Source organism: Microbulbifer sp. THAF38 (assembly GCF_009363535.1).
Lineage (GTDB): Bacteria > Pseudomonadota > Gammaproteobacteria > Pseudomonadales > Cellvibrionaceae > Microbulbifer.
In genome coordinates this window covers 1,878,269-1,890,909 of record NZ_CP045369.1, presented here as the reverse complement: position 1 = coordinate 1,890,909, position 12,641 = coordinate 1,878,269, and the positions used below count along the sequence as shown (strand labels likewise).

Genomic DNA, 12,641 nt, shown 5'->3' with positions numbered 1-12,641 from the left:
CGAAAAATGCCTGCTCAGTTCAATCTACTTCTACCAGGTCCATAAAATCCAGCGATGCCTGTTGGCGAATCGTACGGCGGTGATTAGCCCAGAGTTCGGCGATACGCTCCTGATTGCACACCTTGCGATCCACATACACCCGGGTATTCAGCTGGCCGATGGGCTTGGCACTGGGGCACTTGCTAAACACAAACTGATTGGAGATCAGATCCATAAAAGGCCCGGATTTACTGCTGGGCATAATAAACAGCAGTTGTAGCCCCAGGGTTTCAGTCAAGTAACGGATCACTTCCTTGGAGCGGGACTCATCCATTTTGGAAAAGGCCTCATCCACCAGCACCATCTGTAAATGGCTGCCGCTTTCACCAAAGCGGAAGGCGGAAGTTACCGCTGCGGAGCGGATAATATAAGCCGGGGTTTCCAGCTGGCCGCCGGAACCGGTGCCGTACTGGCTAAGTGCAATCGGCTCTTTGCCCTCCGGTTCTTTGTAGATCTCGTAGCTGCGGTAATTGCGGTAATCACTGATACGATCCAGCTCGCGCCGCGCCACCTGTTCGTCCTCACTCAGCAGCATATTCAACAAGCGATCGCGCACTTTGCGGTGCTTGGGGGCCAAATCCGTATCAAACAAGCTCTGCTCTTCACCCAGGTTCGGCAGCTCGATCACTGCCTTAAAGAAGCTCCAGTACTCCTTAAATTCCGCTACCCATTGGTAGTCGAAACGGAAGCGCTCACGATCCGCGCCAAAGCGGTGGTGCTCCAACTCTTTGTTCAGATCATCCAGCACGCGCTTACCGTCGTTAATGGACTGGTAAATAGCGTGGCACAAGTGAGTGACAAAAGTGGTGTTGAAGGATTTTTTCAATCCCAGCAGTTGATCGTGACGCTCCACCAGCAGGTTATTCTTCAGGCGGTTGCGCAGGGTCTCCACCTGATTACCGAGGCCACTGATCAACTTGAACAGGCTATCTTTGTGGCCACCGCTCAGGTCTGGCTCAAACACCAGGGTATCGACGCTGGCACAGGTGGCGTTGTACTCCATGACCGCACGATCCAGCTGGCGACTGTATTTTTCCAACTGCCCCTGCCAGCTTTCAATATCCGCTGAGAAATCGAAGTTATCTGCGGCGCGATCCACCTGTTCATCGGCAGTAACCAGCACTTTCTCGGCATCGAAAGTGGGGTCGATGGCGGTAATACGCCTTACCATCTCCTCGCTGTCACTGGCGGCATCATCCAGGGATTCCAGCTCACCAGACAGGGCATACAAAAGTTTTTCGTTGCTCTTTAACTTGGTTTCCAGGGAGCCGGTTTGGCGCTGGAGATCAGACAACTGCTTCTGCTGGTTTTTAAGCTGGGCTTTTAGTTCATCGACTTGCTGCTCGAACTGCTCGAAATCCTTCAGATCCAGGTTTTCCAAAGCACGCTCGGCACTGCGCCATTCGCGTTGGGCCGCCAGTGCGGAATCCACGATAGACAACAGCTTGATATTCGCCAACCCACGCACCGCGTGGGTGACACGGCGGTAGAGCTGGTGGCGCTCGTTGACGTGAGCGGCCTCTTCCAGCAACTGCTCCATAGCGCGCTGCTGTGCGGCCAATGCGCGAGCGCGGGCGCCCTGGCCGAATACCAGCTCCGCATCGTCCATATCGCAGCGCCACATGCTGTAATTGCCACTGGCCATGCCGTCGGCGGTCAGGCCTCGACGGGTACCGCGCAGCTCGTGTTCATCCTCTACCTGTACCACAGCACCGTAGGAGGCGCGCAAATAGTGCTCAGCAGTTTTATGGGTGAACTCCATCAATTCGAGAATGGAGCTGGACGGTGTCTCCAGACGCTCAGCATCACGGCGGGCTTTATCCCCCTGAATCACGCGGGCACGGTTGTTGCGACCCGGCAGGCTGCGCACGATACGAATCGCGCGAGCCTCGTGTTCCGGCTCAACAATAATCGAGAAGCGCGCGCCGCCCAGATAGCCTTCAATCGCCATCTGCCAGCGCTCATCCAACACTTCCACGTAATCACAAAGAACGCGGGGTTCCGCCTGCGGGCACTGCTCACGAATAGCGGCCAGGGCCGCTTCCACCGATTGGGGATAGCGCACGCGGTTGGCCTGAAGGTGCTGGATACGGCTTTCCTGGGTGCGCAGCTGCTTTTGCAGTTGCTGCACTTTTTGCTCCCAGCGGGAGGCCTGCTGGGCAATCTGTTCCTTTGGGGAGGACTCATTACCGGCGCCGCCCTTACCACTGCTATCCAACAGGTCGTAGAGGCGGTTCTGCAACGCTTCACTGCTGGCGGCACGCTCGCGCAGGGGCTCCAATGCGGCCAAGTCAATCCAGTCCTTGCCCAACAGCTTGTGCAGATCCGGCAAGTCTTCCTCGCGGGCTACCTGCTTGATCGCCTGCACCAGTGCTTTATCGGAGAAAGCGGGAATTTCCAGCTCGGCAGAGGTGGAGTTGAGTAGGTTTAATAATTCTTCGGCGGCCTCGCGGTTCTCGCGCCAGCGGGCCTCTTCAGCAGACATGGGGGTGTGCTGCTGGGACAGAAGGCTCAGGGCATTGTTAATACGCTGTTCCAGTTCGTCCTTATTGCGCAGCGCATCGATACCCAGACGCTGGGCTTGAAGCTCTACCAGCTGGCCGTTGAGTTGCTCGACGCGCTCGGAGGCGATGCGCACTTCGCGCTCATTGTTGTCCAGATCGCTACGCAGTTTTTTCTGGTCGTTCTTGCCGCTCAGGTAACTTTTTTGTACCCGCTGCTGGCGGTGGCGCGCGCACAAATATTCCTGCACCCGCAACTGCAACCACTGATCCCGGTAGAGCTCTACCGACTGGGCAATGGCCTCCAGAGAACTGACCCGCTCCACAATCTGGCGGGCTTCCTGTTCCATGCTGTGAATGGTTTTCATCAGCTCGGATACGGAGCGGATGGCATCACCCAGATCGCGTTTTTCCAACACTTCCTGGGCAACAAAATCGTTGATGCTCTTTACTGGCTTGTAGGCCATAAAGTTGGCAAAGGTGCGCGCGGCGTGCGTGGCCTCGCGATCGGAGACTGCATCGCGGCGTCCGCGCAGGGCGCCGTAAAGGCGGCGCAGGTAGGCCTTTTTCTTATCGTACTGCTCGACTTTTTCGAACTGTTTGCTCAGCACCTGGTTGAATTTATCCAGCGGCAGCAGGTGTTTGCCATCGGTGTAATCCCGGACAAAATCCCCCATCACCAATTGCTCGCCGGGGAATACAAAAAAGCGCAAATCACTTTGGCGGGCCTGAGCGGGCTTGCTGCTGTTATCCAGGTGAGCCCGGATGCCCATCACTGCGGTAAAGGGCTCTGCGCTCTCTTCACCACTAGTGGGATGGAAAATACCAGCGATATAACAGTCGGTGGGCTCTACACGAGCGTAGCTGCCGTCGTCACAACCCAGCACATAGGAAGCTAGCGTCCGCACCTGCTTGCCACCGCGCCCGCGCTGGGTGGTTTCATCCTGCCCCGGGTTAAAGGTAAACAGGGTGTCGTGGGCGGCAGTCATCAATGTCTGGATAGCATCGGCCGCCGTGGTTTTACCGGAACCGTTACCGCCGGAAAACAGGTTGATCGGGCCGAAATCATATTCCAACTGCGGGATATTGCCCCAGTTAATCAGGATCAGTTTTTTTAGGAACATAGTCTTTTCAAAAACACAGTCTTTTCGCAGGCGGGAACCCGACAACCTTTTGCAAGGCTCCTGGGCGCGGCTCACACAGCCCCAGGCGGTCGAATATTTCTCGATTTTTTTGGCCGGTAGTCCCGGCCATTTTTATTACACCCTAAGAGGCCGCTTCGCTCTCAAACAGGCTGTGGTCTTCAACTTCTGGGGTTATACGTTCGGAGGGTTTTTCTTCCTCAGCATCATCTTTCTCTTCGTGGGAGGCCGGTGGGATGTCATTGTCGATCAACTGGCGCAATACCGACTCACTGACAAAGTGCGCGATGGTCGGGCGCACTCGAAGCCAGACTTCCGCACTGGCCTCCACTTCTTCGCTGCTGAACTGCACCAAGCGTAGCTGGCGTAATTTTTTCAGCAGGTTTTTGCGCTCGGCGTGTTTATCAGGCAGGGACATTTTCAGCAAATTGCGCATCCCCAATTCCAGGGCTTCCAGAGACAACGCGGCACAACCACCCTCATCCACCTGCCCTTCCCGCAGCGCTTTGTCGTACTCCACCCGCAGGGCGAGAATCGCAGCTACTTCCTGCTGGCTAAGGCGTGCGCGGAAACCGCCGTGGTGCGGCTCTTCCTGATCCGGCAGACCGGGCACCTCAGCGCCGGGTGGGTATACGCGGATAAACTGGAATCGGCTGTCGTGCTGCAATCGCAACCCCAAGGGGGCCAACCACTCGCGCACCAACGGCTCACAGCGCTGGAAACGATCGTAAAGGGTAGTTTCAATTACACTTTCATCCCGGCAGATCACACCGTAATCCAACAGGCGCACCATCAGCTCGGAGAATTCACTGCGATTCAGGCGACACTGCGCCAGAGCCTCTTCCAAAGCCTGTTCAATCACTGTTTTTCAGCTCCAGGATATATTCGTCAAACTCGGTGAAATAATCATTGCTGGCGATTTCACCGGTAAATTTCACTTGCAACTCGGCGGCGCCGCTCTGGTTCACCGCCGCCGCTTCGATCACATGACTCATAGCGAGCAGATCACGCGCATCGCGCAATGGCAGGTTGCGGCTGTTGATCTGACGGCCGGTGCCGAGGGCATCACTCAAGTAATCGCGCAGGTGACTGTTGTTAAAGTTAAACGCCTGGTCGAGCATTTGCTGTAGCTCGATCTCGCGGCGGTTTTCTTCACCGATGGGGGTTTCATCTTCGACCCGGGTATTGACCGGCTGGCGGCGATTGCGCTGCCACAGCTGGGTTTGCTTGGGGTCAAACAGGCGCAGCTGAAAACCGCCCAGCTCTTCACCCAGCTGCTCGAGAATTTGTGTTTTTTGCTGGCTTTCGCCGAGTCGCTGGCACAGGTCGGCAAACTCGCCCTCGGCCTGGCTGTGTAGGTAGCTGAGCTGGCGAATAATAATATCGGCGCGCTTGGTAAAGCCCTGTAGGGCGCGGCGCAGTGCAGGCAGCTTCACCTCGCAGGCGCGGCGCATGCGGTCCTCGATGGTATCGAGCATCAACCACAATAAAGACTGCCCCTGCTCCACCAATTCCGGCAAGAATTGACGCAGGCGCTTTTCCCACTCCGCTTTCTGCATATCCTCTTTGCGGCGAATGCAGTCAATCACCCGGTTGATGGAATCGCGATGCTTCTCCACGCTGTCCGCAGAAAGGCGGATAGCCAGGTCCGGCTGAAAGCGGCTCTCCATAAAGGAGAAAAACTCATCGGTAGCCTGCTGCACCAGTAACTGGGCTTCCACCTCCCGCACCATTTCCCGCTTGCGCTCTTCCAGCTCGGCAATCATATCGGTGAAGTCCGCCACGATACGCTCGGAGTATTCCCAAGCATCGATCAAGTCGTGGATTTCACCTCGGCTGGCAAAAGCTTCCAGGGCATTTAAGGTGTTGCGGGTATTGCGGTGGCGGGTGCGCACGCGAGTGCCGTTCACTTCCACTAGCGGCTGAGTGAAAAGGCGGCCCCGGCGGCTAAACGGATAAGTAGCGGTGAGCGTGGCGCTATCCACCTGCTTCTCCAGCCAACCGAATTCCACCAGGCTGTTTAGTACCCAGACGGCCTGATCGCGCAGGTTGCGGAAGCGGCCCTCGGGGTCCTGCACGCCGTCCTCGCTATCGAGCTGGGGCGCGCGGGTCAGGGCCTCGGCAAAAATTTCCAGAATCTGTTCGCGCAGCAAAGACTCACCGTAGTCAGCCTTGGCGGTGTACAGACGCTCATACAAAAGACGTAAGCACTCAACCACCTGTTCGCGGTATTTACCGGTCAGCGGGCGGAAAAAGTGCTGGTAAGAATCGACGAAGAACAACGACTATAGGCTCGCTTATTCCTCTTCCGGCTTTTGGTTGAAGACGCAGTACTTGGTGTAGTCGCGTCCATCATCCAGGGTCCATTGGCCCTTGGGCACTTTATCCATTTTTTCACACCAAGCATCGGAGCCGCGCTTGGGCTCACAGGCGGTCAGTGCGACAAGGGCTGCAGCGGAGCAGATCAGAACGAGTACTTTTTTCATGGTTCGCTTCTACAAATGAAATTCGAATGGCTTTTTCTCCCCAGCTGCGACCAGCCAGGGAGAAATCAGTGAGCGTAGTTTAAGGATCTAGTTTAGGGGTAAGAGGCGCCCTACTCGCGGCGCCACTTAGTGCCCTCGCGGCTATCCTCAAGCACCACACCTTTGGATTTTAACTCTTCGCGAATCTCATCGGCGCGGGCAAAGTCACGGTTTTTCTTGCTCTGCACACGCTCTTCAATCAGCGCTTCAATTTCCTCTGCGGAAATCGTTTCTTCGCCACCGCGGGCCTGCTTGAACCAGGCTTCCGGGTCTTGCTGCAAAATGCCAAGCATTTCACCGGCCGCCAGCAACAAACCTTTCAGGCGCGCTTTATCGGCGTCTTCGGCCTTGTTCAAATCGCGGGCGATCTGGTGCAACTCGCTGATGGCGATCGGCGTATTCAGATCGTCTTCCAACGCCTTGATAAAGGCGGTGTCGTTAAGATCTGCCGCTTCAGCCTCAACCGCTTCCGTTTCACGCAGTGCACCGTAGAGGGTGTCCAGGGTGCGCCAAGCCTGGTCAAGCAGGTCAGCACTGAAATTCAGCTCTGAACGGTAGTGGGCAGATAGCAGTGCGAAGCGCAGTACTTCGCCAGGGTAAAGTGCCAACAGGTCTTTGACCATGCGGAAGTTACCCAGGGACTTGGACATCTTCTCGCCGTCGATATTCACGTAGCCGTTGTGCATCCAGTAGCGCACAAAATCCACGCCATTGGCGCAGCAGCTTTGGGCGCGCTCGTTTTCATGGTGGGGGAAAGTCAGGTCGCGACCGCCACCGTGAATATCAATGGTGTCACCCAGGTGCTTCTTGATCATGGCCGAGCACTCCAGGTGCCAACCAGGACGACCACGCCCCCAGGGACTGTCCCAACCGGGCTCTTCTTCTGAGGAGGGCTTCCACAATACGAAGTCACCGGCGTATTTTTTATAAGGCGCTACTTCCACGCGCGCACCGGCGAGCATATCGTCGAGGGAGCGCTTGGACAGCTGACCGTATTCCTGCATGGACTCCACCGCGAACAACACATGGCCCTCGGCGGCGTAAGCGTGGCCCTTCTCCAGCAGGCTTTCGATCATCGCGATCATTTCCGGCAAGTGCTGGGTAGCGTAGGGGACAATATCCGGCTCCAGGTTATTGAGCGCGGCCATATCCTCGTAGTAAGCCTGGGCATAACGCGCCGACAGCACGCCGATTTCCTCGCCGTTATCCCGCGCGGTTTTCATGATTTTATCGTCAATATCGGTGATATTGCGCGCGTAAATCACATCGCTGAAGTTTCTTTTCAGTACCCGGTACAGGGTGTCAAACACCACCACAGGGCGGGCATTGCCAATATGCACGCGGTTGTACACGGTGGGGCCACACACATACATGCGCACCTGATCTTCCACCAGTGGTACGAAGGGTTCTTTCTTCCCGGAAAACGTGTTGTAAACCTGTAGAGACATCTTTTCTCTCAAATTCTTTTTGCTGTGTGGCTGGGCCAGCCCCTGGCCCAACCGCGAAAACTGCCGCTCGGGCAGCTCTCCGCTTTGCTATTTGTTTTGCTCTTTGGCCCAGCTGTCGCGCAGACCAATAGTGCGGTTAAACACCGGCGCTTCTGCGCTGCCGTACTTACTGTCGCGACAGAAGTAGCCATTGCGCTCAAACTGGTAGCCCTGCTCCGGCTCCGCTTTAGCCAGGCCGATTTCCGCCTTACAGCCTTTTAGGATTTGCAGGTTGTCCGGGTTTACACAGTCTAGGAAGTTCTTACCGCCGGCATCCGGCGCCGCATCGTTGAACAGGCGATCGTAGAGGCGGACTTCGCAATCGACATTGTTGTCCGCAGAGACCCAGTGAATCACGCCCTTCGGCTTAACGCCGTCGGCCGGGTCTTTACCCAGGGTATCCAGATCAACCGAGCAGATCACTTCTACAATTTCGCCGGCATCGTTCTTCACCACTTCTTCGGCAAAAATGACATAGGCGTTGCGCAGGCGAACTTTTTTACCCAGCACCAGGCGCTTGTACTTCTTGTTGGCCTCTTCGCGAAAATCCTCTTTCTCAATATAGAGAGTACGGCCAAACGGAAGTTCACGGGCCGGCAGATCGTTGCGCACTGGGTGGCCCGGTGCTGACAGCAGCTCTTCCTGACCTTCCGGGTAATTTTTCAGGGTGATCTTCAAAGGCTCCATCACGCACATGGCGCGCGGTGCATTTTTATCCAGATCGTCGCGAATGCTGTATTCCAGCATGCCCACATCAACGACGGAGTCGGAGCGGGTTACACCGATCATCTCGCAGAAGTTACGAATGGAAGCCGGGGTAAAGCCGCGTCGGCGCATACCGGACAGGGTCGGCATGCGGGGATCATCCCAGCCATCTACATGACCTTCATCGACCAGCTGCTTGAGCTTGCGCTTGGATACCACGGTGTAGTTGAGGTGCAGGCGTGCAAATTCGTACTGACGCGGGCGCGATGGCACCGGCAGGTTCTCGATCAGCCAGTCGTACAGCGGCTTGTGATCTTCGAATTCCAGGGTACAGATAGAGTGGCTGATACCCTCAATCGCATCACACTGGCCATGGGCAAAATCGTAGCTGGGATAAATGCACCACTTATCACCGGTCTGGTGGTGAGCCATTTTTTTGATGCGGTAAATAATCGGGTCGCGCAGATTGATATTGGGCGCGGCCATATCGATCTTGGCGCGCAGACTGCACTGGCCCTCTTCCATTTCGCCATTGCGCATCTTTTCAAACAACGCCAGGTTTTCTTCCACGGCTCTTTCGCGGTAGGGGCTGTTTTTACCCGGCTCCTTGAGCGTGCCGCGGTAGTGACGGGCTTCTTCTGCAGACAGATCGCAGACGTAGGCCTTTCCGGCTTTAAGCAGGTGCAGTGCCCACTCGTACAGTTGATCAAAATTATCCGAGGAGTACTTTGCCTGACCATTCCACTCGAAACCGAGCCAGGAGACGTCGCGCTTGATCGCATCGACAAACTCTTCCTCTTCCTTAGCCGGGTTGGTGTCATCAAAACGTAAATTACAGGTGCCGCCAAACTCCTGCGCCAAACCAAAGTTCAGGCAGATGGATTTGGCGTGTCCAATATGTAGATATCCATTCGGCTCCGGTGGAAAGCGGGTTGCCACCTGGGATACCCGGCCCTCTGCCAGGTCTTCGCGAATTAGGTTCTGTAAAAAGTGAGCGGGCTTGCTCTCGGATGTCATAGGATTCTCTTATTTACAGCTGTGCGAACATAAACGGCGAATTATACCCTAGTTGAGCCACAGAATATCCTATTTAGCTGAGCGTCAGGCGATGATTTTTACTGTTGGCGCACACTTTTTAGGCAATCCATTATGATATCGTGACTCGGCGTTTTACAGCTCCTGACGAAAAGGTATCATGCCGGCCGAAATCAACCCTCATAGGACATTTTATGATCACCTTGCACACTACCCACGGAGATATTGCTATCGAACTGGATTTCGACAAGGCCCCAAAGACTGCAGCCAACTTCCTGCAGTACTGCCGTGATGATTTTTACACTGGGACCATTTTCCACCGGGTGATCGACAACTTCATGATTCAGGGCGGCGGTATGACCCCGGACATGGAGCAGAAAGAAACCCGTGAGTCCATTGAAAACGAAGCGGACAACGGCCTGAAGAATGACACCGGCACCCTGGCCATGGCCCGCACCATGGACCCACACTCCGCCAGCTCCCAGTTCTTTATCAATGTAAAGGACAACGACTTCCTGAACTTCCGCAGCAAGGACACCCAGGGCTGGGGTTACTGCGTGTTTGGTAAAGTGGCCAACGGTATGGACGTGGTCAACAAGATCAAGAGTGTAAAAACCGGCAGCAAGGGTTTCCACCAGGACGTACCTCTGGAAACCATCGAAATCACCGGCATCAGCATTTCTGACGACTACGCAGATAAGTAATTTTTCGAGCCCATTTAGGCTTTAAGGCGGGGACATTGTCTATTTATTTTATTTCCGATCTGCACCTCGATGAGAGCCGTCCAGAGATTACCCAGGCTTTCTTTGATTTCCTGCGCGGCCCTGCCGCCGGTGCCGAGGCACTATATATTCTCGGCGACTTCTTCGAGGCCTGGATTGGCGATGACGACGATGCCCCCCTGATCAATGAAGTGGTACGGGAGTTGAGCCACTACAGTGGCACCGGGGTGGAACTGTATCTGATGCACGGCAACCGCGATTTCCTGCTCGGTGCGGATTTTGCCTTGCGCACAGGGGCAATATTGCTGCAGGACCCAACCACCCTCACTCTGGCAGGTCAGCAAGTCTTACTGATGCACGGCGACAGCCTCTGCACTCGCGATGAGGAGTACATGGCTTTCCGTCGCCAGGCGCGGGACCCCAACTGGCAGCAGGGGTTGCTGGCCAAGCCTTTGGAAGAGCGCCGCGCTATCGCCGCACAGATTCGCGCCGCGTCCAAAGCCATGAACAGCCGCAAAGCGGAAGACATCATGGATGTCACCCCTGAGGAAGTGGAAAAAGTGATGCGTGAATACAACGCGAACACTCTGATCCACGGCCACACCCACAGGCCGGGCCGCCACCCCTTCTCCATTGATGATGCCCCTGCGGAGCGCATTGTACTGGGAGACTGGGATCACAATGCCTGGTGCCTGAAAGCGAACGGCGAAACATTGGAACTGATGCACTGGCCAATCGGCTGAGCCCAAACCACCACCCCATCGCTACGCCCGCTAGTGGTAGAGTCTTTGCTCGAGCTTCACAGCTTCCGCCAGTAGGCGCAGGCTGTGTCGCAAGCGCTCTGCCCCGCCAAACTTGAAGCCCTTGCCTTGCAAATAGGCACAGTCCATTACCGTTGGCGGCTCTTCCCGAGGCTCTGGGGGCAGAGGGCTACGTGTTCCTAACATGGACTGCAAAATCTCAGCCACTTCCCGATAGCTCACCAGGCGATCGCTGCAATTTACTGCCCGGCCCCGGGCATCCTCCTCAGACAGCACCAACTCTACCGCTCGGGCTACATCTTCTCCATGTACCTCCGTGGCAACTCTGGCCTGGGTATAGGGCTCCCCACTGACCACCGCACGGGCAATGTCATACCACTTGCTGCGCTCCAGAGGATTTACCACGCCATAGACTCCGGTGAGGCGCAGGGAAACCGCATGCCATTGGCGCTGCTGAGCCCAGGCACAGACCATCGCCTCCACCGCCGATTTATATGCCCCATAAAATGTATCGGGCCGCACCGCCTGATGCTCGTACAAACTGCCGCGCAAACACCCCGTCGCGTACACCGCCCTACTGGAAATAAAAACAAATTTATCCACGGCAGCAGAGTGAGCCACCTGCATCAACAGCAGCGTGCTGTTCAAATTGGAATCGAGATACCTGGAGAGGTTTTCCCCCTCCCCACCTCGATAACGGCCGGGCAAATGGTCATAGGCGCAATGCACTATCGCATTAAGCCCCCTCACAAATTTGGATAAAACACTGCGATCTACCATATCGCCAGCAACCCACTCAAAGTTACTGCCCGCAGCAAAGGGAAATAAGCCTGACTTGCGCCCCGAACGGGACATTGCCCGCACCTTGTAACCATGATCGAGAAAGTAGCGAACAATAAATTGCCCGACATAACCACTAGCGCCAGTGATACCGATATTCACAAGGCACCACCCGACGATTGGCGCTGCTCACGGGCAAGCTGCTCGATTCTCAAACCGATATCGCGCCCCTGATTGACAGCCCACCACAACTCGATCAGCGGTCTGAGCTGTTCCGCTTTCCCATGGTCCTTTTGCCAAGGCTTTTCGTATTGATAGTGAATCACATGAATACTGCTCCACAGCCACAATTGAGGTAAGTTCAGATACAGATACTGCAAAGCATTGTAGATATAAGGTATACCGTGCCAGCGGGGAAAAAACGCCTGTAAAAAAGTTTGGTCGGTGCGACGCCAAAATACGCCTGGTCGATCCAGCAATTTCAGCATTTTTTGATACGTGCCCTCACAGGGTACGGCAGTAAATAAGCCGGAATTCATCCGCCCAAAGCCATCCAAGTCTTCATAGAGGTTAGGTGCAGCACAAAACTCGGGGTAATCCATCAGGTGATCAATATTGCGAAGCACTAGAACATCTGCGTCGAGAAACACGAGTTTGTCATATTCCTCCAAGCGCCAAAGAGCCAGCTTGCAAAAATTATTCAATGGAACATGAAACCTAGGCTTATTCCCTTTATCGAAAGGCGCACGCCGGTGTAACCTCTCGCGCTCATGACGCTGAATAAATGCTTCGGAAAAATCCGGCAGGTTGACCTCCCGCACCAAGCATCCAGAAGATTCCAGCCGCCCTGTATTAACGCAATCGGCGACCACCATTGTAACTAGAGGATAGATACTTCCCACCCTCTCCAATGAGCGTTTTAGAGCGACTGCACCAGTCACATA

General features: G+C 55.3%; 10 protein-coding genes. 2 read left to right on the top strand and 8 right to left on the bottom strand.

Going from position 1 to position 12,641, the window contains the following annotated elements; translation table 11 throughout:
- Positions 1-19 precede the first annotated feature (19 nt).
- From FIU95_RS08025 to FIU95_RS08000, 6 genes are all read right to left on the bottom strand, one after another.
- The gene (locus FIU95_RS08025) at positions 20-3,664 is read right to left on the bottom strand and encodes an ATP-binding protein (RefSeq protein ID WP_152453106.1); all 3,645 of its coding nucleotides are present in this window, start codon (positions 3,662-3,664) and stop codon (positions 20-22) included.
- A 142-nt stretch (positions 3,665-3,806) separates the two neighbouring features.
- Positions 3,807-4,544: a DUF4194 domain-containing protein gene (locus FIU95_RS08020; RefSeq protein WP_152453104.1), complete on the bottom strand. Its 738-nt coding sequence runs from the start codon at positions 4,542-4,544 to the stop codon at positions 3,807-3,809.
- Entirely contained in the window at positions 4,537-5,964 is a 1,428-nt protein-coding gene (locus FIU95_RS08015; RefSeq protein WP_152453103.1) for a Wadjet anti-phage system protein JetA family protein, read from the bottom strand. The genes FIU95_RS08020 and FIU95_RS08015 overlap by 8 nt, the downstream gene beginning before the upstream one ends.
- A gap of 15 nt (positions 5,965-5,979) precedes the next feature.
- Positions 5,980-6,168: a DUF3012 domain-containing protein gene (locus FIU95_RS08010; RefSeq protein ID WP_152453102.1), complete on the bottom strand. Its 189-nt coding sequence runs from the start codon at positions 6,166-6,168 to the stop codon at positions 5,980-5,982.
- A gap of 110 nt (positions 6,169-6,278) precedes the next feature.
- The gene (gene cysS / locus FIU95_RS08005) at positions 6,279-7,655 is read right to left on the bottom strand and encodes a cysteine--tRNA ligase (protein ID WP_152453101.1); all 1,377 of its coding nucleotides are present in this window, start codon (positions 7,653-7,655) and stop codon (positions 6,279-6,281) included.
- 87 nt (positions 7,656-7,742) lie between these two features.
- A complete protein-coding gene (locus FIU95_RS08000; protein WP_152453100.1) occupies positions 7,743-9,416 on the bottom strand; it encodes a glutamine--tRNA ligase/YqeY domain fusion protein in 1,674 nt (557 codons plus the stop codon).
- Positions 9,417-9,628: 212 nt separating this feature from the next.
- On the opposite strand from FIU95_RS08000, the gene FIU95_RS07995 reads away from it, so the two are divergent.
- Together FIU95_RS07995 and FIU95_RS07990 are read left to right on the top strand one after the other, a co-directional pair.
- A complete protein-coding gene (locus FIU95_RS07995; protein ID WP_152453099.1) occupies positions 9,629-10,138 on the top strand; it encodes a peptidylprolyl isomerase in 510 nt (169 codons plus the stop codon).
- Positions 10,139-10,173: 35 nt separating this feature from the next.
- On the top strand, positions 10,174-10,899 hold the full coding sequence (locus tag FIU95_RS07990) for a UDP-2,3-diacylglucosamine diphosphatase (RefSeq protein ID WP_152453098.1): 726 nt from the start codon (positions 10,174-10,176) through the stop codon (positions 10,897-10,899).
- A gap of 30 nt (positions 10,900-10,929) precedes the next feature.
- On the opposite strand, the gene FIU95_RS07985 is transcribed toward FIU95_RS07990, so the two are convergent.
- Together FIU95_RS07985 and FIU95_RS07980 are read right to left on the bottom strand one after the other, a co-directional pair.
- Positions 10,930-11,859 (bottom strand): NAD(P)-dependent oxidoreductase, encoded by a 930-nt coding sequence (locus FIU95_RS07985; protein ID WP_172975352.1) that lies wholly within the window; start codon positions 11,857-11,859, stop codon positions 10,930-10,932.
- Complete coding sequence (locus FIU95_RS07980) at positions 11,856-12,599, bottom strand: glycosyltransferase (protein ID WP_253868963.1); 744 nt, start codon at positions 12,597-12,599, stop codon at positions 11,856-11,858. The genes FIU95_RS07985 and FIU95_RS07980 overlap by 4 nt, the downstream gene beginning before the upstream one ends.
- Positions 12,600-12,641: the final 42 nt, after the last annotated feature.